18 protein-coding genes and 1 other RNA gene are annotated in these 20,223 nt (G+C 37.9%); 13 read left to right on the forward strand and 6 right to left on the reverse strand.

Features of this window, described 5'->3' with window-relative positions; all coding sequences use genetic code 11:
- Positions 1 to 165: 165 nt before the first annotated feature.
- The 8 genes from ACKTSC_RS09455 (at position 166) to ACKTSC_RS09490 (ending at position 12,013) form a co-directional block, all read left to right on the forward strand.
- Positions 166 to 1,347 (forward strand): metallophosphoesterase, encoded by a 1,182-nt coding sequence (locus ACKTSC_RS09455; protein WP_407856026.1) that lies wholly within the window; start codon positions 166 to 168, stop codon positions 1,345 to 1,347.
- Positions 1,337 to 3,964: an ATP-binding protein gene (locus tag ACKTSC_RS09460; RefSeq protein WP_407857446.1), complete on the forward strand. Its 2,628-nt coding sequence runs from the start codon at positions 1,337 to 1,339 to the stop codon at positions 3,962 to 3,964. The genes ACKTSC_RS09455 and ACKTSC_RS09460 overlap by 11 nt, the downstream gene beginning before the upstream one ends.
- Before the next feature lie 2 nt (positions 3,965 to 3,966).
- Complete coding sequence (locus tag ACKTSC_RS09465; RefSeq protein ID WP_407857464.1) at positions 3,967 to 4,911, forward strand: 3'-5' exoribonuclease YhaM family protein; 945 nt, start codon at positions 3,967 to 3,969, stop codon at positions 4,909 to 4,911.
- Positions 4,912 to 5,105: 194 nt separating this feature from the next.
- Positions 5,106 to 7,529, forward strand: coding sequence for an HAD-IC family P-type ATPase (locus ACKTSC_RS09470; protein WP_407857447.1), 2,424 nt, complete (start codon positions 5,106 to 5,108; stop codon positions 7,527 to 7,529).
- Between the two features lie 103 nt (positions 7,530 to 7,632).
- Complete coding sequence (locus ACKTSC_RS09475; protein WP_407857448.1) at positions 7,633 to 9,126, forward strand: phosphohexomutase domain-containing protein; 1,494 nt, start codon at positions 7,633 to 7,635, stop codon at positions 9,124 to 9,126.
- A 206-nt stretch (positions 9,127 to 9,332) separates the two neighbouring features.
- Positions 9,333 to 10,004 carry a two-component system response regulator SapR gene (gene sapR / locus ACKTSC_RS09480; protein ID WP_332580704.1) on the forward strand — a complete coding sequence of 224 codons (672 nt, stop codon included), beginning with the start codon at positions 9,333 to 9,335 and terminating at the stop codon, positions 10,002 to 10,004.
- A 46-nt stretch (positions 10,005 to 10,050) separates the two neighbouring features.
- On the forward strand, positions 10,051 to 11,073 hold the full coding sequence (sapS, locus tag ACKTSC_RS09485) for a two-component system sensor histidine kinase SapS (RefSeq protein WP_332580703.1): 1,023 nt from the start codon (positions 10,051 to 10,053) through the stop codon (positions 11,071 to 11,073).
- A gap of 76 nt (positions 11,074 to 11,149) precedes the next feature.
- Positions 11,150 to 12,013: a GRP family sugar transporter gene (locus ACKTSC_RS09490; RefSeq protein WP_332580702.1), complete on the forward strand. Its 864-nt coding sequence runs from the start codon at positions 11,150 to 11,152 to the stop codon at positions 12,011 to 12,013.
- Positions 12,014 to 12,043: 30 nt separating this feature from the next.
- On the opposite strand, the gene ACKTSC_RS09495 is transcribed toward ACKTSC_RS09490, so the two are convergent.
- Complete coding sequence (locus ACKTSC_RS09495; RefSeq protein WP_332580701.1) at positions 12,044 to 13,234, reverse strand: toxic anion resistance protein; 1,191 nt, start codon at positions 13,232 to 13,234, stop codon at positions 12,044 to 12,046.
- Positions 13,235 to 13,292: 58 nt separating this feature from the next.
- On the reverse strand, positions 13,293 to 13,946 hold the full coding sequence (locus ACKTSC_RS09500) for a 5-bromo-4-chloroindolyl phosphate hydrolysis family protein (RefSeq protein WP_332580700.1): 654 nt from the start codon (positions 13,944 to 13,946) through the stop codon (positions 13,293 to 13,295).
- 280 nt (positions 13,947 to 14,226) lie between these two features.
- On the opposite strand from ACKTSC_RS09500, the gene ACKTSC_RS09505 reads away from it, so the two are divergent.
- The 4 genes from ACKTSC_RS09505 to ACKTSC_RS09520 all read left to right on the forward strand — a co-directional run bounded on the left by ACKTSC_RS09505 (position 14,227) and on the right by ACKTSC_RS09520 (position 16,447).
- Positions 14,227 to 14,793: an NUDIX hydrolase gene (locus ACKTSC_RS09505; protein ID WP_332580699.1), complete on the forward strand. Its 567-nt coding sequence runs from the start codon at positions 14,227 to 14,229 to the stop codon at positions 14,791 to 14,793.
- A gap of 32 nt (positions 14,794 to 14,825) precedes the next feature.
- The gene (gene macP / locus ACKTSC_RS09510; protein WP_332580698.1) at positions 14,826 to 15,110 is read left to right on the forward strand and encodes a cell wall synthase accessory phosphoprotein MacP; all 285 of its coding nucleotides are present in this window, start codon (positions 14,826 to 14,828) and stop codon (positions 15,108 to 15,110) included.
- A 69-nt stretch (positions 15,111 to 15,179) separates the two neighbouring features.
- Positions 15,180 to 15,872, forward strand: a complete 693-nt coding sequence (locus ACKTSC_RS09515) for a 5'-methylthioadenosine/adenosylhomocysteine nucleosidase (RefSeq protein ID WP_332580697.1) — start codon at positions 15,180 to 15,182, stop codon at positions 15,870 to 15,872.
- A gap of 29 nt (positions 15,873 to 15,901) precedes the next feature.
- Positions 15,902 to 16,447 (forward strand): cysteine hydrolase family protein, encoded by a 546-nt coding sequence (locus ACKTSC_RS09520; protein WP_332580696.1) that lies wholly within the window; start codon positions 15,902 to 15,904, stop codon positions 16,445 to 16,447.
- A 36-nt stretch (positions 16,448 to 16,483) separates the two neighbouring features.
- Here the strand turns inward: ACKTSC_RS09520 and ACKTSC_RS09525 are convergent, their stop codons facing one another.
- A complete protein-coding gene (locus ACKTSC_RS09525; RefSeq protein WP_407857449.1) occupies positions 16,484 to 17,158 on the reverse strand; it encodes an HAD family hydrolase in 675 nt (224 codons plus the stop codon).
- A 395-nt stretch (positions 17,159 to 17,553) separates the two neighbouring features.
- Between ACKTSC_RS09525 and ACKTSC_RS09530 the strand changes: the two genes are divergently transcribed.
- Positions 17,554 to 19,002: a restriction endonuclease gene (locus tag ACKTSC_RS09530; protein WP_407857450.1), complete on the forward strand. Its 1,449-nt coding sequence runs from the start codon at positions 17,554 to 17,556 to the stop codon at positions 19,000 to 19,002.
- A 110-nt stretch (positions 19,003 to 19,112) separates the two neighbouring features.
- Here the strand turns inward: ACKTSC_RS09530 and ACKTSC_RS09535 are convergent, their stop codons facing one another.
- The 3 genes from ACKTSC_RS09535 to ssrS form a co-directional block, all read right to left on the reverse strand.
- Positions 19,113 to 19,583, reverse strand: a complete 471-nt coding sequence (locus ACKTSC_RS09535; protein ID WP_332580686.1) for a universal stress protein — start codon at positions 19,581 to 19,583, stop codon at positions 19,113 to 19,115.
- Positions 19,584 to 19,641: 58 nt separating this feature from the next.
- Positions 19,642 to 19,926, reverse strand: coding sequence for a hypothetical protein (locus ACKTSC_RS09540; protein WP_407856018.1), 285 nt, complete (start codon positions 19,924 to 19,926; stop codon positions 19,642 to 19,644).
- A gap of 65 nt (positions 19,927 to 19,991) precedes the next feature.
- A non-coding RNA gene (ssrS, locus tag ACKTSC_RS09545) (6S RNA) lies at positions 19,992 to 20,185 on the reverse strand.
- Positions 20,186 to 20,223 lie beyond the last annotated feature (38 nt).

A 20,223-nucleotide genomic window follows, 5' to 3' on the forward strand; every position in this document is an offset into this window, starting at 1 on the left:
TTCTTCGTTTTCTTTCGAGAATTTAACTTTTTAAAATCTTCGCTTGAATACGAACAGACTTTCGCTTTTTTATGTTAAAATAAGTGCAGATTGGATAAAATACTTAGCAATGCAAGCTTTTATGCTAAAAAAATAAATGTACTGCTATAGGTGAGGAGGAGAAAAATGAAATTTTTACATGCAGCCGATCTCCATTTGGATCGCTCCTTTGAAGGTCTGACGACTGTACCTGAATATTTCGAAAAACAATTGATGACAGCCAATCAAACAATGTTGCAAAATATCGTTGATGTTGCTGTCAATAATAATGTAGATTTTGTTTTATTAGCTGGCGATACCTTCCATCAAAATCGGCCAACTTTAAAGACTCAACGTTTCTTTTTCCAAGAAATGGCTCGCCTCGATGAAGCCGGTATCCCAGTCTTTATGAATTTTGGTAATCATGATTTTTATCAAGCGGAACGTTATTGGTTCGCTTTTCCAAATAATATTCAATTATTTTCTGACGAGCAGGTTGAAACAAAACAACTAATGACTAGAGCGGGGGAGCAAGTTGCGATCACGAGTTTCAGCTATCAGCATCCAACGATAGAAACAGCGATGGCTGAAAGCTTTCCTTATAAAGGAGCAGCTGATTTTCATATTGGGATGTATCATGGGGGACAAATGCCCTATGCTCCTTTTCAATTGAGTGAATTACTTACAAAGGGATACGATTATTGGGCGTTAGGACACATTCATGTACCGCAAGTATTGTCAGAAAGTCCTTTTATCATCTACCCCGGAACGCCACAAGGGCATACACAAAAAGAAACTAATCTTTCTGGAGTGACGTTAGTAGAATCAAACGGTAGTCAGTTGCTGCGTCAAACGGTTCCGGTAGAAGTGATTCGCTGGGAAAAACGAATCCTTTCATTGAAGGGTGTTCGCCAACCAAGGGAGGTATTTCCTTTGATCCGTAAACTTGAAGCAGCGATGCCGACAATTTTACAATTAGAGTTTTGTGATGTGGAAGGTCTAGGAGAAGAATTAAGCTATCAAATCGCTTCGGGAGAGTTATTAGAGGCAGTACAAGATGAAGTCGCTGACAATATCTTCTTATGGCAATTAGCCGTAGCTGATTTACCACAAGAACGTCCATATCTAGCGGTGGATGAAGCCTTGGTAGAACAATTGCTCACGACCTATCGAGAACCTGAGATTTTCAATGAATTATTAAGTGAGTTGAATCTAAATCCACAATTACATCAAATGATGAATCAATCATTTAGAGAAACGATCGTTGCAACGGTCAAAGAGAAGATGGAGCAACGATATCAGTTTAGGAGGGACGCTGATGTGGATTAAAAAAGCTGAAATCACGAGTTTCGGCAAGTGGCGTCAGCAAAGTTTTATCTTTGAATCTTCAAATCAATTAGTTTATGGATTGAATGAGGCTGGAAAATCCACTTTATATCAATTTATCCAAGCGATTTTATTTGGATTTCCTGCAAAACGAAAAAAAGGTAAAGACTATACACCAAATGATGGCAGTGGTTTTGGCGGTCGTTTACAACTTGTCCATCCAACGTATGGGATCGTAACGGTCGAACGTTATAAAACAAAAAATAAAGGCAAAGCAAAAGTATGGCTGGAAGATGGTCAACAAGGAGAAGAGGATTTGTTAGAGCGAATCCTCTATCCATTAACATTACAATTGTTTCGTGAAGTATTTACTTTCCAGCAAGAGCAACTTCAACAAATGGATGCATTAAGCGAAGAAAATCTACATGATGCACTAATTTCACTAGGTTTGTCAGGTAGTAATGAATTGTTTGAACAACGGTTGCGATTAAAAAATAATTACGAGCGGATCTATCGTCCACGAGGGAAAAAACAGCCGCTTAACCAAGCTCTTCAAACGTATCAGCGCCTACAACAACGAATCAAAGAAAAGGAGTCGCAAGAAGCTTCTTTTCAGCAGCTAGTGAGTCAAGCGGATATTCAAAATGAACAAGTAGCTAAACAAACCCGTAAAAACCGGCAGTTCCAAGAACAGCAATTGAAATTGGAACAGCAGCGAATGAACTGGTCAGCCTATGTGGAGTATTTGACTTTGCGTAAAATGGATCTGCAACGTACCGCGAGTGATACAGAGCAACAAAAATTACAAGTTTTTTATCAAGAGTATCAGCAATTATCAAAGGAACGAGAAAAATTACATGCGGCATTGCAGCAGCATAGTGGCAATCAAGAATCGGCTCGCTATTATTTTTATTTAGAATATGAAAATAAAATTCAACAGCTGTTAACAGAAAAAGTAGCAATTAGCCGGATGTTGGATGAGGAACAACGGATCGCTAATCAGTTAGCTGAGATGAATCACGGGCAAACTGCTGGCTGGCAAGATCATCCACCACGACCATTTGCGGATGAACAAGCGATTCAAAAGCTGTTTCTTCCATTACAAAATCAGCAAAAGACGGAAGATGAATTGAAGATTCGTTTGCATCTGGTCACAGAGCAGCGAAATCAGGCGGAGAAAAGTTTAAACGATTATGAACAAAAACATCCAGAGTTGTTTGAACAAAAGAAAACCATGCCGTGGTTATTTATCATTGCAGGTATTGTAGTGGTCAGTTCGCTCTTTTTACCCGCACCTTTGCGCTATATCGGATTAGTAGCTGCAGTTGTTTGTGTAGTTAGCGGCTTTATCAAACGTAATCAACCAGTTGATAAAAGTACTTGGCAGGAAAAATTAGGCCAATTAGATATTCATGAAGGTCAATTAGCCGAATTAAAAGAGCAGGCTTTGCAAAGTCAGAAAAGTTTGTTAGCTTTGATCAATCAGTTAGAGCATGAATTAGAGCAACGAAATATAACTAGTGAAATCAATGAGTTTGCAGTGATCAAAATGAATCAACAAGCCCAGAATTTTTTAGCCCAATTAAAAACACAGCGAGAGTTGCAACATCGTCAAGCAGATTTACGACAAAATTTGATGCAGCAAGAACAGCGATTTGATTTTTTAGCGGAATGGTTGCCGTTACGTGAAAAAAATCTTTCTGAAAAATTACCAATCGTGGAGCAATTCGCAAAAGAAATGGAACAGATTCGTTTTGCTCAGACGTATCAAGAAAATACAGTCTTGCAACAGCGCATCCACGAGACACAGCGGCAGCAACAGCAACTGCTAGATCAACATCAAGTATTGATGGAAAATCTACGGTTGGCTTATCCGGCTGAGATACCTGCTTTCTTACAGCGAGAAGCGGATGTTGCAAAAAATCAATTGCGATTAAAAGAATTGACTGAAAGAGTAGTCCCATTATTTGATCAAGAAACCACTCAAGCGGAAATCGAAGAAGCTTTGCGTACGTTACGACAAACGATTCAAACGGGTGAACAGCAGCTGCACCAATTACAAGAGCAGGAACAGCGTTCTCGACTTCAAATTCAGCAAATGCAAGCCGATGGAACGTTAGACAGCTTGTATCAGCAAGCAAGTCAACAACGAGCTCATGTTGAAAAATTGACTAAAGATTATGCGATCACCAAATTAGAGAATCAATTGTTGCAAGATGTTGCAACTGAGTTGTCTGAACAGCAATTGCCGGAATTACTCGCGCAGGCGACAACCTATTTCCGTTTGTTAACGAATCGTGAACAGACCAAACTAGATTTTAGTGAAGGCATTTTAACGGTTGATCGAATGAGTGTCTATAATCTATCGACTGGAACAAAAGACCAGTTAATGATGGCTTTTCGTTTCGCTTATTTAGCTTTGCAACAGAAGCATCCTTTGTGTCCAGTGATCATCGATGACGGCTGGCTGCACTACGACTATCAACGAAAATACCAATTCGCAAAATTATTACAGCAATTTAGTGAAAATTATCAAGTCATTTGTTTGTCATCTGATCAAGAAATGGTAAGCTATTACCAAGAGCTTCACCAGCCAGTCTGGGAATTGAAGGGAGTCTAATGATGAAGAAAATTAAAGAATTAACGGTCGACGAGCAATTTGAGATGTATGTATTGATCAAGAATGCGGATGTCCGTTTAGCTAAAAATGGGAAAAAATTTATTGCGTTTACGTTCCAAGATACTTCGGGAACAGTAGATGGGAAATTCTGGGATGCTTCAGAAGAAGAAATCAAACGTTACAAAGCGGGACAAGTGGTTATGCTGAATGGGAAACGCGAAGTCTATCAAGGCAATCCACAAGTGAAAATCATGCATTTACGAACAACCAAACCAGAAGAGCCTAATGATCCTTCTCTATACATGGAGCGGGCACCGATCAAACGAGAAGATATGGAAGAAGAGATCAATCAAACATTATTTGAAATCACAAATCCTCATTGGAACCGGATCGTTCGTTTCTTACTAAATAAATATCAAAAAGAATTCTTTGAATTTCCGGCTGCCAAACGCAATCACCATGCATTTGCTGGCGGTTTAGCATTTCACACATTGACAATGCTACGCTTAGGCAAGGCGATCGCTCATGAATATCCGCAATTAAATGCTTCCTTACTTTATGCAGGTATCATCATTCATGACTTAGGAAAAGTGATCGAATTGACCGGACCTTCTGCGACAGAATATACCGTTGTAGGAAATCTAGTCGGTCACTTAGTTTTAGTCGATGAAGAAATCACCAAAGCTTGCATCGAATTGAAAATCAATGATGCGGAGGAAGATGTAGTTATTCTACGCCACATGGTTCTTTCTCATCATGGGTTATTAGAATATGGCTCACCAGTCCGTCCAAAAATAATGGAAGCAGAGATTTTACATCAAATCGATAATATCGATGCTTCGATGCAAATGTTATCAGGTGCAGTCAAAAATACAGAACCAGGAACTTATACGGAACGGATTTTTGGAATGGATAATCGTAGTTTTTACGTGCCAAAAGATATTTAATTTAAGTATGTCGCAAGAATATTGCGGCATACTTTTTTTCATTACTAGGAATAATCTTAGAAAATAATTTAAGAAACATTCTTAATAAGGCTCATTCCCGACTTAAAGTCTAAGTAGTGTTAAGATAAATGTAGAAAAAAATACATTGATCGCTGAATATCAGCATTTGTTACAAATGGAGTGAGAGGTACTATATGAAAAAGAAAAAAGAAACGATCCAAGTAGTTGAAGAAAATTTCGATGATGTACTGATTCCTGAGGAGTTAAAAGGATTAAGCACAGCAGCTGTTCAACAAAAAACAGCAGAAGGACAGGTAAATCAGAGCGAAGAAAATTTGTTGAAGTCAGATAAAGAAATCATCAAAGAAAACACGATCAATATTTTTAACCTGTTAAACTTAGTGTTAGCCATCTTGGTTCTATTAGTTGGTTCCCCAAAAAACACACTTTTTTTTGGTGTTGTTATTATCAATACGTTGATTGGGATCATTCAAGAATTACGAGCGAAACATACGATCGATAAGTTATCGGTATTAGCAAAAACTAAAGCGATTGTCTTGCGAAATGGGCAGTTACAGCAAATCGATCAAGAAGAAATTGTTCTAAGCGATATTCTTTATTTAAGAAACGGTGATCAAGTTCCGGTCGATGGAAAATTGATCTCAGGAGCGGGCATCGAAGTTGATGAATCATTATTGACGGGTGAATCTGATCGTGTTCAAAAAAAAGAACAAGATGAATTGTATAGCGGAAGCTTTGTAACAGCAGGAGAAGGTTTCTATCAAGGTACAGCAGTAGGAAAAGATAATTTTGCAGAACAATTGACAAGCGAAGCGAAAACCAAAAAGACGGGCAATTCCGAACTAACAAAAGTTTTGGATCGAATGATCGCTGTATTGACGATCATCATCATACCGGTCGGATTAGGATTGTTTTATAGTCAATATCAAACATCTTCTTCGATCAAGCAAGCTGTTTTAGGAACAGTTGCTGCGTTAGTCAGTATGATTCCGGAAGGCTTGATGTTATTAACTAGCGTAGCCTTTGCCGTTGGTGCAGCTAATTTGGCCCGAAAAAAAGTATTAGTCCAAGCGCTACCTTCCATCGAAACCTTAGCTCGAGTCGATGTGATTTGTTTGGACAAGACTGGGACTATCACAGACGGCACGTTGAAATTTGAAGAAGCACTTTTGGAAAATATTTCTGATTTGCGCTTAAAGACGATCATGGGGGCTTTGATGCATCAACTCAAAGACCAAAATGCAACAGCTAAAGCTTTGCGGAAGGCTTTTCCTTTGATTGAGGATTGGGCTGTTGAAACGGTTGTTCCATTTTCTTCTGCTAGAAAATGGAGCGGGGTGTCTTTCAAAGAAGAAGGGCATTTTGCCGTCGGTGCACCAGAGTTTATTTTCCATGAACAATCAACAGAATTGGAAGCTAAAATCAAACCTTATTTAGAGGCGGGACAGCGAGTATTAGTATTAGTGGAATACCCAGAAGTGCTTGCAGAAAAAATGGCTGTCGAACCTAAGTTACTAGCTATTTTGATTATTTCAGATAATCTACGGGAAAATGCACGGGCGACATTTGGTTATTTTGCGAAACAAGACGTTCAATTAAAAGTTATCTCTGGTGACCATCCATTGACCGTTTCAAAAATTGCTCAAAAAGCTGGAATCAAAGATGCAGAGATATTTGTCGATATGTCGAGTTTGAAAGAGCCTATCGATTATCCGTATTTAGTTGAACATACGACTGTTTTTGGACGAGTAACACCAAAGCAAAAACAATTATTGATCCAAGCATTGAAGCAAAAACATACGGTTTGTATGACTGGCGATGGTGTCAATGATGTTTTAGCTTTACGTGAGGCTGATATCGGTGTAGCTATGGCTAACGGCAGCAGTGCTGCGCGGGCAGCTTCGGATGTCATTTTATTAGATTCTGACTTTGCACGGATGCAAAATGTCTTGAACGAAGGGCGCCGAGTAATCAATAATATTGAACGCGTAGCCTCGATGTATCTAGTTAAAACGATCTATTCATTGATTTTGGCGGTAATTTTTATGTTCATTACGAATCCTTATCCGTTTGAACCCGTTCAACTTACGCCAATCAATGCACTGACTGTTGGGATTCCATCGTTCTTCCTAGCGTTGAAACCAAGTTATGAACGAATCAAAGGCGACTTTTTGAACAATATTTTACGTGTCTCACTGCCGGGAGCACTCACGGTTGTAGGAGCGGTCATGATCATTCAATTAGCCGATGTTTTGTTTGACTTAGATTTTATTGCTTCTTCTACGATGTCGGTCTTCTTGACTGGTTGTGTAGGTCTGTTAGTGTTGTACAAAGTGTCGTTTCCATTGGACAAGAAAAAAATTGCACTGATCGCGGTCTTAAGTACAGCTTATCTTAGCTGTTACTTATTCTTTAGAGACTTTTTTGATTTTGATAAATTGTGGAATCGTAATTTATTCTTTGTCATCCCATTAACAATTGGAAGTTATTGGTTGTTTAAAGGCTTGACGATCGTCATGGATAAAATCGTTTCTTGGCGCATTCAATGGCAGCAAAAACGTCAAGCAAAAAAGAATCCGTCGTCACGCGTCATTTAAAAAAATAAAATTTCATTAATTTAGTAAAAAATTCCGGAAAAGGCTTTCTTTTCCGGGATTTTTGGTATAATGAACTAAAAGTAGAATTGAAGGGAGCCCATCCATGGAATTAACAAAATTGCAAAATGGTTCAGATATTCGTGGAATCGCTATCACAGAGGGAGATAAAATTAAAAACTTGGGAACAGAAGAGGCACGTCAAATTGCCCAAGGAATTCTTAACTGGTTAGATGACAAAGGCGTCACGCGACCATTTAAAATCGGTATTGGTCATGATAGCCGCTTAACGGGTCCGGAATTAAAACATGTATTGATCGAAGTGTTCGAGAAAGCAGGTTGTGATGTTTTAGATTTTGGTTTAGCTACGACCCCAGCTTTATTTATGGCGACTCAATTTGAAGAATTCAAATGCGATGCCGGGATCATGTTGACAGCGAGCCATTTACCATATTATTTTAATGGTATCAAAATTTTCAGTCAAAGCGGCGGCGCAGAAAAAAGTGATATCGCTTTTATTTTATCGCATACAAAGGCGAGTGATCCAGCAGCCGGAACTGTAAAAAAAGCAGATTTATTGTCTCGTTATGCTCAAGATTTAGTTGTAAAAATCCAGCAAGGCAGTGGATCGGAGCAACCATTAAAAGACTTGAAAATCGTGGTTGATGCAGGCAACGGTGCTGGCGGCTATTTTGCAGAAAAAGTGTTAGCTGTTTTGGGTGCAGATACGACAGGCTCTCAATTCTTAGAACCAGATGGCCATTTTCCAAATCATATTCCTAATCCAGATAATAAAGAGGCAATGGCTAGTATCAAGCAAGCTGTCTTAGAAAACCAAGCAGATTTGGGAGTGATTTTTGACACGGATGTGGATCGTTCAGCGATCGTTTCCAAAGATGGACAAATGATCAATCGAAATAATCTGATTGCGGTATTATCAGCAATCGTTTTACAAGAACATCCCGGCAGTACGATCGTTACAAATTCTCCAACGTCTGACCATCTGAAACGTTTTATTGAAGAAAAAGGCGGCAAGCAATACCGTTATATTTCGGGTTATCGAAACGTCATCAATAAAGCAATTGAATTAAATGATGAAGGGATTGATTGTCAATTAGCGATTGAAACTAGCTCTCATGCAGCCTTCAAAGAAAATTATTTTTTAGATGACGGTGCTTATGTGATCGCCAAAGTATTAATGTTACTACCAAAATTGCAAAAAGAAAATCGTGAATTGACTGATTTAATGGCAGAGCTAGCACAGCCAGAAGAGACTTTAGAGCTTCGTTACCCGATCAGCGGTGAGGAATATCAAGCAACCGGTCAAAAGATGATTGATCGTTTCAAAGTAGAACTGGCGCAGCAAACAGGTTTTGCGGTCAATCCAGAGAATCAAGAAGGCATCCGCTTCTCAGTAGATGCACCTTTCGGAACAGGTTGGATGCTGTTGCGCTTGAGTCTGCATGAACCGCTATTAGTAATGCAAGTAGAAAATGATCAGGCAGGTCAGATCCAAAAGCAATTGCCAATTTTCAAAGCAATTCTAGCCCAAGATACTCAAATCGATAGCACAAAATTAGATCAGCAAATAAATCAATAGTTTAACTAGGTCCTTTGACTTGAATGGAAATTCAAATCAAAGGACTTTTTTTGTAGTTGCTGCAAAAAAAATGATCGATTTAGCCAGATTGACTACCAAGCGATCATGAAATTATTTTTGCTAAAGATTACATTAAATGGGGAACAGTTAGCCTTTCATTTCTTAAGCATTCTTTGATATGATGAAGGCAGAAAGTGGTGAATTACATGGCAAAGATCATGATCGTAGAAGATGAAGCAGTCATCAGCCAATTGATCAGTGAAGAGCTGACTAAGTGGAAATTTGAGGTGCTTCAAACGAAAGATTTCAATCAAGTATTTGAAGAATTCGAACAAGCTGCACCTCAATTAGTGTTATTGGATATTAACTTACCAGCTTATGATGGGTATTATTGGTGTCAAAAAATTCGGGAAGTTTCTAAAGTACCGATCATTTTTATTTCTTCGCGTAACACGAATATGGATCAAATCATGGCAATGAACATGGGGGCGGATGACTATATCACTAAACCGTTTCAAATTGATATTTTAGTAGCTAAGATCAATGCATTGTTGCGTCGTTCATATAACTACGCAGAAAGCGGAGAAGAATTGGAGCACAATGGGATCACATTGAATATTGATAACAGCAGTATGACGATCCAAGAAGAAGTGGTGGATTTAAGTAAAAATGAATATCGGCTGTTGTTTATTTTGATGAAACAGCATGGGAAAATTTTGAGTCGTGATAAATTGCTGCGCGCATTATGGGACGATGAGCGTTTTGTCGATGATAATACATTGACGGTAAATATCAATCGCTTGCGCCGTAAAATCGAACAAGCGGGCATTGAAGATTATATCCAAACAAAAGTTGGTCAGGGATACATTGTGCCATAGATTATTCAATCAATAGTGAATGAAGTCCTGCTAAAAAGGAGTAATTATGACATTTCTCAAATATTTAAAAGATCGATCATTGATAATAATCGGCTGGTTGATACTTAGTTTATTGATGGTTTTTATGGTTTGGCTGACCCCAGGACTTAATCATTTCTGGGATAATATCAGTTATCTGCTTGTCTTACAGTTGTTTTTGATTTTTGTTTTTTTTGCGCTTGACTATTATCGTCGTGGTAAGTGGTATAAAGCATTGGATCACCAAGCAGATTCACATTTACAACATTTTGTGGAAGTGGCCAATACGAATGAAGAGCAAATGGTCCAAGCCTATATTAATCAGCAAGTTCGAGAGCATCATTTGATGCTAGAACAGCTATTAGACAGTCAAAAAGATCAAAAAGATTATATGGATTCTTGGATTCATGAAATCAAAGTTCCTTTAGCTGCCGTTGATTTGATTTTAAATGCCATTGAATTTGATATCCCTGATGAAAAATTTATCTCATTACAAAATGAAATCCAAAAAATCGATGAGTACGTCGAACAAATCCTGTATTATTCTCGCTCAGACGAATTCGTCAACGATTATTTGATCCAAGAATATTCACTGAAAAAAATTATTCAACCGATCATCCGTAGCCAAGCCAATTATTTTATTCAGAAAAATCTGCAACTGACCTTGTCTGAAGAAGATGTAAAAGTGCTAACAGATGCGAAATGGATCGAATTTATTTTTCGCCAATTATTAAGTAATGCCATTAAATATACACCCAGTCATGGAACGATCGATATAAAAATCGTGACTAAAAGTTCAGGTATTTCTCTGATTTTGGAAGATAATGGTATTGGTATTCCTGCCGAAGATTTAGGCCGGATCTTTGATAAGGGCTTTACTGGCGAGAATGGTCGTAAAGCACAGCAACATTCTACAGGCATCGGTTTATATTTGGCAAAGACCTTGGCGACTAAATTAGGGGTTACGTTGACGGCTGAATCGCAGACAGGAATCGGGACTAAAATGACTTTATTTTTCCCAAGGCTAGATTTTTATCACGAAGAACGTTAAATTTTCTAATTTTATATTGCAAAAAAGCCTTTTTTTCGCTAAACTGTTTCAGTTGTGAATTGAAGGGAGTAAGTTTATGAGTATTTTAATTGCCCTAATACCGATGGTGGCATGGGGAAGCATTGGTTTGGTGAGCGGGAAATTAGGCGGAGACGCTAATCAGCAAACCTTAGGAATGACAATTGGTGCCTTAGTTTTTGCAGTAGTCACTTATTTTGTTGTTCAACCAGCAATGAGTAGTTGGATTTTGTTAATCGGTTTCTTGTCAGGTCTTTTTTGGTCCGTTGGTCAAAATGGCCAGTTCCACGGGATGAAATTCATGGGAGTATCGGTTGGTTTACCGATCTCAACCGGCTTTCAATTAATTTTGAATACCGTCGCCGGCGCAGTCTTTTTCCATGAATGGACAAAAACAAAAGATTTCGTTTTAGGTTTTATTGCCTTAGCTTTGTTAGTTTTGGGCGCATATTTAACCGCTCGCAAAGACGATCAAAGTGGCGTGAAAACAGACAATGGTATGCTGGATTTCGGTAAAGGATTCCGTGCATTGATCTTTTCAACCATTGGTTATGGTGTCTATACGATCATTATTACTTGGGCTGGTTTAGATCCATTAGCAATTATTTTACCGCAAAGCATCGGGATGTTGGTCGGCGCAAGCTTCTTTGCCTTCCGCAAAGCGAAAGTAGATCGTTACGTATGGCGTAACACTGTTTCTGGTCTATTATGGGGAATCGGAAACATCTGTATGTTGCTAAGTGTTCAAAACATTGGTTTAGCTGTTGGTTTTTCATTGTCACAAATGGGAATTATCATCTCAACATTGGGTGGTATCTTCTTACTAGGCGAACGCAAAACCAAAAAAGAAATGTACTATGTTATTATCGGCTGTCTGTTGATTATCGTCGGCGGCGTCGTGTTAGGATATATGAAAGCATAATAAAAACGCATGCCTTTAAGGCATGCGTTTTTATTTTCCAGAATTCAATTCCATTAGTTTTTCTTTTAAATCACTTTCCATATGACCGATTTCGATTTCAGCAGCTTGACGACGTTCACGGCCTTCTTTTTGAATCCGCAATGTTTCTTCTAACGTTTCAACTAAATCGTTTTGCGTTTGTTGCAAGGTTTCTAGATCAACGATGCCGCGTTCATTTTCCTTAGCAGTCTCAATCGTAGAGATTTTCAACATCTCAGAATTTTTCTTCAATAAATCATTGGTCGTTTCAGAGACTTGACGTTGAGCAGTAGCAGCATCCTTTTGGCGTAATAATGTCAAAGCAATCGCCACTTGGTTTTTCCATAAAGGAATCGCCGTGTTGATCGAGGCTTGGATTTTTTCAGCCAAAGCTTGGTTCGTATTTTGAATCAAGCGAATTTGCGGTGCTTGCTGGATCGTGATTTGACGTGCTAATTTTAGATCGTATGTCCGTTTGTCTAAACGATCTAAGAATTGCGTATAGTCATTTACGACTTGGACATCCATTTGATCGCCGGAAGCTTGAGCTTTTTGCGTTGCATCTGGAATCGTTTGGAATTTCAATTCTTCCATTTTTAATTCCGCAGCAGCAATGTAGATATTCAAAGCATCGAAATAATCTTTATTTTTATTGTAAAGCGTCTCTAACATTTGGTTGTCTTTTAAGAGACCATCTTTTTCAACATTCAACTTAGTAGCAATTTTATCGATTTGAGCACCAATTTTTTGGTATTTAGTGGTGATTTCATAGATCGATTGTTTTACTTTGCCAAACATTTTTTGGAAGATATTGCCTTCGCCGACGCGTAATTCATCGGGATTAGCTTCGTTCAAGCGATACATCAATTGATTCAATGAATCACCGATCGGACCGATATCTTGAGAAGAGACGGTATTAAGCATTGATTGTGAGAATTCACTTAATTTGGTTTGTGCAGTTGCCCCATAGCCAATGACGGCTTGTGAGTCATTCACGTCGATTTTTTTGGCTAATTCACGAGCTTGAGCTTGACGTTCTGCCGGTAATTTATCGACTAAACGATCTGCTTGTTCCTGAGTTTGCAGGTTCGAGATCTCTTCTTGCTGAACGGGGGTCAAGGCATCAGTTCCAAAAGGATTGCTAAGTAAATCATCTAATGTATTGTCGACTGACTGCGTTTGCGGTTTATTTTCTGGCTCCACTAGGGTTCCTCCTGTTCGAAAAAAATCTAGCTACAGCTAGATTTTTTGTTTCGCTATTTTATTTTGTAGACAAATCAGGATCTTGTTTCAGGTTCTTTTTGGCAATCGAAATCTCGATGTCCATATCTTCTAGATCATCAGCGACAAATTGTTGATAGTCTTTAACGATCAAATCAGCCATTTGATCAATGATTTGTGCACTTTCTTCTAGTTTACCATAAACTTCTTTTGACTTGACCTCATGGTCGTTGATTTCAACATAATTATCAGTCAAATCGACGATATTAGGCAAATGAGTATATAAAAATTGACTAGCTTCTGGTAAGCGTGTTGGCTCTTTGACTAATTCTTTGAACAACGCTTTCGAAGCTTTCAAAGTATCATGACGTAAATCAATTGCTTTTAATTTGGCATTTTTTTGGATGTTTTGTTGTAATTTCAAAATTTGTTGTTTTGAGAGATTCATCGTTTCACGGAACAATTCGATTTCGCGCTCACTCATCCCAACTTGTTTATAGTACGCTTCTTTTTCCTTTGTCAAAAACGGCAGCTCCTCTTTTTGCGGCTGGATTTTCCGACCTTTGAAGCCACGGTAAATCAACCAAAAACCGACTACCAACATTAAAAAGACGAGATAGTCACCAAAATCGCCTTCGAAAAAGCAGAGAACACCCACCGCTGCGATGACAATAGGGAATATTTTCCTTCGCATAATAATCCTCCTAATCTAGTAAGAACCCTTCACATTATCTATTCAAACTACTTGATTTCTTTACACGCTAATAATAGCATGAATTTCTATAGATTTAGTATGGGACTAAAGATGGATTTTTCAGATTTAGAAAAAACGTAAGAATTATCTGTGATACAATAAAGCAGAACGATCGAGCGATGGGTATAAGAAGTGTAAAAGGTTTGCTGCAGTATAAGCTCGAATCATGATTAAGTATCAAGAATACTTTCGTAACGTAAATAAGGAGGTCAGTAATCAGATGTTAGAATATAAAGATTTTGAAGAAAAAACAATTGAGCGTAAAGAGATTTTTAAAGGAAAGATCATCGATGTTTATTTAGATGATGTAGCTTTACCGATGGGAGGAAATGCCAAGCGTGAATTGGTCTTTCACCATGGTGGCGTAGGAATCATTCCAATTACCGCAGAAAATAAAATGATCATGGTCAAACAATTCCGTAAACCATTAGAAAAAGTTGTTTTGGAAATCCCAGCTGGAAAAATCGATCCTGGCGAAGGTCAACAACCAGAAAAGACAGCTAGCCGAGAATTAGAAGAAGAAACGGGGTATCGGACCGATAATTTGATGTACATAAGTGAGATGTATCTGTCTCCAGGATTTTCAAATGAAAAATTATATATTTATTTAGCCACAGATTTAGTAAAAGTAGAAAATCCTCGCCCGCAAGATGAGGATGAAGTATTGGAATTATATGAATTAACCTTAGCCGAAGCTAAGCAAGCAATCCAGGATGGAGAAATTTGTGATGCAAAAACGATTTTTGCGGTTAATTATTGGGAATTGCTTCAATATAAACAAAGTTAAAACAGCGAATAAGAATTAAGGAGAGGATATGCATGGGCCAATCCCCCCTAGTGACACGCAGTGAGTTGCGTAAGCGCAAGGAAGCGCAAGAACGTTTAGCAGACGAGCAACGACAAGCAGCTGAACGAGCATACGAAAAAAGAGAAAAAGAAATCAGTTCTGTTTATCGTAAAGAGTTGAAGAAAAATAAACCTGTAACAAAAAGCCGGAGCAGTGAACGTGCAAAACAAAAAGAACGAGGCAGCTTTTTGAACAAAGCCATTATTATTGTTTTACTGCTATTGGTTGTAGTCATGTTGGCAGTCTTTTTCCTTTAAATCGATTTGGTTAGAATGGTAAACTGATAAAGATAAAAATTATTGATAAAAAGAACTAGGAGAATTTGTATGAAAATTGGAATTATCGGCGCAATGGAGCCAGAAGTCAAGGCATTGAGAGAACAATTAGAACACCCACTTTCTTGGGAGCAATCAGGAGCATTATTTATTTCTGGTAGTCTAGGAAAACATGAAGTGATCGTCGTTCAATCGGGGATCGGAAAAGTATTAGCATCGATCACGACTTCAGTCTTGATCCAACAATATAAAGTGAATATGGTCATTAATACTGGGACAGCTGGCGGTATTGGGAACGGTCTTTCTGTAGGGGATTTAGTAATTGCTGATAAAGTAGCCTATTTTGATGTTGATGCGACTACATTTGGCTATAAGATCGGCCAAGTTCCTGGAATGCCGCTCTATTTTGATGGTTCGACTTATTTGAAAGCCGAAATGATCAAAGCAAGTGAAAAAATGAACCAAACAACTCATGTAGGTTTAGTCGTTTCAGGTGATACTTTTGTCAGCAGTTCGGAAAAAATCAATCAGATCAAATCAGCTTTTCCTGAAGCTCTAGCAGTTGAAATGGAAGGGGCAGCTATTGGTCATACTGCCGCTCAATTTGGAATCCCATTCTTGATCGTCCGGGCGATCAGTGATACTGCCGATGGTGAAGCTACAGAGACGCATGAAGAATTTGTTGAACGTACCGGGACCTTGTCCGCTCAATTAGTGATTGAATTTGTGACTCATTTAAAATAAAAAACAATTTAAGTAGAGGAGGAAGGTAAATGCGCGCGCTGCTTTCAATTGACTACACATATGATTTTGTTGCAACCGATGGGAAATTAACAACAGGTGAAGCTGGACAAGCGATTGAAGAGGCACTAGTTGCGGTAACGAAAGATTATTTTGATCAAGCGGATTTGATTGTTTTTGCCATTGATGGCCATGATCCTGCTGATCGTTATCACCCAGAAAATAAGTTGTTTTCACCACACAATGTCGTGGGCACAGCCGGGCGAGCGCTTTACGGCTCATTAGCTGTGTTTTATCAAACCAATCAAGCTGCAGAAAATGTTTATTGGCTCGATAAACGGCATTACTCCGCATTCAGCGGAACGGATTTAGATATTCGTTTACGTGAGCGAGGAATCACCGAATTATGTCTTACGGGTGTTTGTACAGATATTTGTGTACTCCATACGGCTGTTGATGCGTATAACTTAGGCTATCAATTAGTGATACCGAAAAATGCTGTTGCTAGTTTTGATCAGGTGGGTCATGAATGGGCTTTGAACCACTTCCAAAATACTTTAGGTGCAAAAATCATATAAAAAAACCGCAGCGAAGGATTTCGCTGCGGTTTTTTGTTAATTTAGATAGCTTGAGCTGAAGGTTGAAAAATCTTCGATCACACCATCTGGTGCCAGTTTTTCTGCTTGGAAAATAGCGCGATGTTGATGGAATGGATCAATCGCAACGATCGTACCGATTTGGGCGTTACGCGCGGCTTGCAGACCTGAGTAAGAATCTTCGATCACTAAACAATCTTTCGGAGCAAGCTTGATTTTTTCAGCCGCAATCAAGAAAATATCCGGTGCTGGCTTTCCAGGAAAAGAACCGTCATGGTAGACGATTTTTGATTCATCGAACCACTTGCCTAAGTTTAAATAATCAAAATAAAAATCCATATTCACTTTAGGCGATGCTGAGGCAATCGTCATAGGAATATTTTTAGCTTTCAGTTCATCCAATATATTTGTTAAACCAGGCGTAAATGTATTATGTTCGGGACTATCGACAACTAACTGACGATAATAAGCCTCTTTTTCATCCGATAGTTTTTGAAGCTCTTCATCCGATAGATCAGCGGAAAGAAAATAACGTAAAATCACGTCGTTAGTTTTACCGTGGATATTTTTAAGAATATCTTCTTCAGTCATTGTTTTAGCTGAATATTTTTGAATCAGATACAGCCAAGCGGCTTCATGTAAATCAGAATCTAAAAACATAGTACCGTTAAAATCAAAAATGATGCCTTTCATATAAAACCCTCACTTTTTATAGAGATAAGTTTAGTGTAGCACTTTTAAACTACTAGCAAATATAAAAAATATTTTTTCTTTATGAGACTGTGAAGCTACTGCTGATTTGGCATACTTTTACAGTCTTTTTATTTTTTATTAGAAAACAATTTGATCATCAAATATTAGCCAAAACATGCTAGCCTCAAGTTATTATGCATGTTCAACAGCATTCAAATAGCTTTAAAAAAAAGAATCAGGTACACTACATTAGAATAATATTAATGTAACATAAATGAATTAGGAGAAAATTATATGGAAGAATAGAACTCGCATTGATTTATTTGATTTATTGAGTAAAAAAATGGGCCTAAAGGCTGGTTTAAAATAGATGAAGTATTTTTTAGAAGAGAGGAATGAAATTGGTCACTAGCACTACTTCTTTTTACGACAATCATTTACTTTTTAATGAGCACCAAGAAAAAAGCTTTCAGGAAGAAACGACACGCTATCCGACGATTGAGATTGGACGTGTGAGGTTTTACGAACCCGATAGTGTTTATTTAGAAAGTCGAAATCCAGTGTCGGAAGTTGGAACTCTTTTTGTGGCAGGAAAAGCTGCATGGATTGTTTTTGATAATTTGCTTGAAGATGTAAGAGTCATCCAGGAAGAAACGATGGAATTGAACATTTCAACGTTTGTAGGAAAAAATATTGCCAAAATCACCTATAACGGCATCGTTTTAGAACTGACAAATATGAAGCAGTGGGAACGCTTATCCAGTCATGTCCAAACCATTGAAAAGGAATCGGTTCAGGCCTATATTTCAGCGTATCAAAAAAAATATCATGAGCTTTTAAAAGAGCATCGCACATTATTTATCAGTTATACGGATAATTTCATCACTAAATTTGTAACACAATCCTTTTTTTATGATTTAGAATTTTTATATTTGGTAGACGAGTGTCTATTAAAAGCGGATCAGAAATTCAGTGCGGTTCGAATCATTGATTATTTGACGGCAACTCGAATGGCTTATGCGAAAGAACATGGGTATGATGCTCGTGAGCTTCATTTTAAAGACAGTTACGCTGAAACAATCAAAAACTTTGAGTTGTTGAAAAGCCTATTTAAGAAAAAAATGATTCTCGACGAAGCGACTGCGACTTTTGTCACGCACCAAATATTTTGGAGTCGCTTAAAGCATCATAGTGCTACTGAATGGCATACAAATTACGGTAATTCTTTTAGAGATTGTGTAAAAAACTTAGCAGCATATATCGAAGTTTATGCGACCATGTCTGAAATCATTCCAGATGATACACGCAATATTACCTTGTTTACTTTATATATGATGGAGATGACTTCATTTTTAGAAAAAGAAAATTATGTATATAGTTTGAGAACAGTTGAAAAGTTAGTTGAAAAAATTTTACATGACCGGCAATTGGAGCAATTTGAACAATTTTTGTTAAGCCAAGCATCAAAACCCAAAATCACGATTGAAGATATCGATAAAATGAATGCCGAAGATTTTAAAGTATTCATCGCTGGAATCTTTAGAGGTTTGGGGTATGGGGTTGAAATGATTAAAGAGGAGACTGTTCCATCAATAAATTTAATCGCCACGATCAAGACAGCTTCATTAGGAATCCAAGTCAAAAAAATTTGTTTTCCACTTGGTGATGCGGCGATTCAAGAGATTGCGGAAGACTTAGCAACACTCTCTTTACAGGAAGGCTTGGTTATTACCAATGCCACTTTTACAAAATCAGCAACTGAATTAGCGAAAGAACATCGAATCGTTTTATGGGATCGTAAAAAATTGATTACGGAACTTGAAAATAAGCTAATTATAAAGTGAAATCCAAAAGTCAGATGCAAAGTATAGATAGTAAAAGGAGCATAGCCAATGTTGGCTATGCTCCTTTTACTTCGTATGAATACGCTGATTCTTTTGGTATTCTGATAAACTTATTTTTCTTCAACTGGTACTTTATTTTCCAAGTCAGTACGTACGATCAAGACATCACAAGATGCATTGCGAATAACGTATTCTGAAACAGATCCGATGAATAAACGTTCAACGGCATTTAAACCAGTGGCTCCCAACATAATCAAATCGATTTGATTATCTTCAGGAATTTGTTTAGCGATCATGACTTTTGGCGCACCGTATTCAATGACTTTATTGACGGTTGAAACGCCAGCTGTTTTTGCTTCAGCTTCATAATCATCTAATGTTTGTTTTGCCATATCAGTTGCTTGTTCTGCCAAAACATTATCAAAAGAAGAAACTGTTTGAAACGCACGTGTATCAATAACATTAACAAGTAATAATTCTGCTTGGTTCCGTTTTGCCACGTTTACCGCTTTTCTGAAGGCTAACTCTGCTTCGTTAGATCCATCGATTGCTACCATAATTTTACTGTACTCTTGTTCCATCGTTTCCAACTCCTTTTCACACTTTTATTTTAAAACAAAACATCAAAAAATGGTACTATTAACCTTTTTTCGTTTTAGCGCCCATCATCAAAGCAAAAACGGCCGCTATCACTAATAGAGCTACAAGATAGATCATAGAATAAGCGCGATGATCGATCACTCCGATAACTAGTCCAATGATTCCTAAAAACGCATACAGGTAGCCAAACTGTCTTAAAAAACTCAAAGCATCTTCTTGGTCTTCTTGACTGAACAAAACTAAAAAACCAGCTGGCTTTTTGATTAAATAATAGCTGCAAAATAATACGATCAAAGCCAATACAAATAATAAAATACGGATCATAATTTTCCTCCAATACAATAAAAAGCAATTTGCACGAAGCAAATTGCTTTTATTCCATAAAAAATGGAAATTCCGTCGATGCCGTTATAAACCCGGTAGTATTGATCCCGCAAAGTCTAGCAGGTGGGTTCCATGGTCTAAGTATCGAACTACCAAATGAAAAGGCATGTTACCAACTTTGACACAAGACAGATCCCAAGATATCAATAAAAATGTTCGGTCAACACTGTAATGGGTAATGCGCACATCACAGAACTTCCATCTCAATCATAGCACAGAGATTATTGTGACGCAACG

The sequence above is a fragment of the Enterococcus hailinensis genome (assembly GCF_045862035.1).
GTDB lineage: Bacteria > Bacillota > Bacilli > Lactobacillales > Enterococcaceae > Enterococcus_A > Enterococcus_A hailinensis.

Excerpts from the sequence above, each read along its gene's own strand:
- ACKTSC_RS09465 (WP_407857464.1), top strand. The coding sequence starts at position 3,967 with ATGAAGAAAATTAAAGAATTAACGGTCGACGAGCAATTTGAGATGTAT.
- ACKTSC_RS09525 (WP_407857449.1), bottom strand. The coding sequence starts at position 17,158 with ATGAAAGGCATCATTTTTGATTTTAACGGTACTATGTTTTTAGATTCT.
- ACKTSC_RS09515 (WP_332580697.1), top strand. The coding sequence starts at position 15,180 with ATGAAAATTGGAATTATCGGCGCAATGGAGCCAGAAGTCAAGGCATTG.
- ACKTSC_RS09530 (WP_407857450.1), top strand. The coding sequence starts at position 17,554 with ATGAAATTGGTCACTAGCACTACTTCTTTTTACGACAATCATTTACTT.
- ACKTSC_RS09470 (WP_407857447.1), top strand. The coding sequence starts at position 5,106 with ATGAAAAAGAAAAAAGAAACGATCCAAGTAGTTGAAGAAAATTTCGAT.
- ACKTSC_RS09540 (WP_407856018.1), bottom strand. The coding sequence starts at position 19,926 with ATGATCCGTATTTTATTATTTGTATTGGCTTTGATCGTATTATTTTGC.
- ACKTSC_RS09520 (WP_332580696.1), top strand. The coding sequence starts at position 15,902 with ATGCGCGCGCTGCTTTCAATTGACTACACATATGATTTTGTTGCAACC.
- ACKTSC_RS09490 (WP_332580702.1), top strand. The coding sequence starts at position 11,150 with ATGAGTATTTTAATTGCCCTAATACCGATGGTGGCATGGGGAAGCATT.
- ACKTSC_RS09535 (WP_332580686.1), bottom strand. The coding sequence starts at position 19,583 with ATGGAACAAGAGTACAGTAAAATTATGGTAGCAATCGATGGATCTAAC.
- ACKTSC_RS09505 (WP_332580699.1), top strand. The coding sequence starts at position 14,227 with ATGTTAGAATATAAAGATTTTGAAGAAAAAACAATTGAGCGTAAAGAG.
- macP (WP_332580698.1), top strand. The coding sequence starts at position 14,826 with ATGGGCCAATCCCCCCTAGTGACACGCAGTGAGTTGCGTAAGCGCAAG.
- ACKTSC_RS09500 (WP_332580700.1), bottom strand. The coding sequence starts at position 13,946 with ATGCGAAGGAAAATATTCCCTATTGTCATCGCAGCGGTGGGTGTTCTC.
- ACKTSC_RS09460 (WP_407857446.1), top strand. The coding sequence starts at position 1,337 with ATGTGGATTAAAAAAGCTGAAATCACGAGTTTCGGCAAGTGGCGTCAG.
- sapS (WP_332580703.1), top strand. The coding sequence starts at position 10,051 with ATGACATTTCTCAAATATTTAAAAGATCGATCATTGATAATAATCGGC.
- ACKTSC_RS09455 (WP_407856026.1), top strand. The coding sequence starts at position 166 with ATGAAATTTTTACATGCAGCCGATCTCCATTTGGATCGCTCCTTTGAA.
- sapR (WP_332580704.1), top strand. The coding sequence starts at position 9,333 with ATGGCAAAGATCATGATCGTAGAAGATGAAGCAGTCATCAGCCAATTG.
- ACKTSC_RS09475 (WP_407857448.1), top strand. The coding sequence starts at position 7,633 with ATGGAATTAACAAAATTGCAAAATGGTTCAGATATTCGTGGAATCGCT.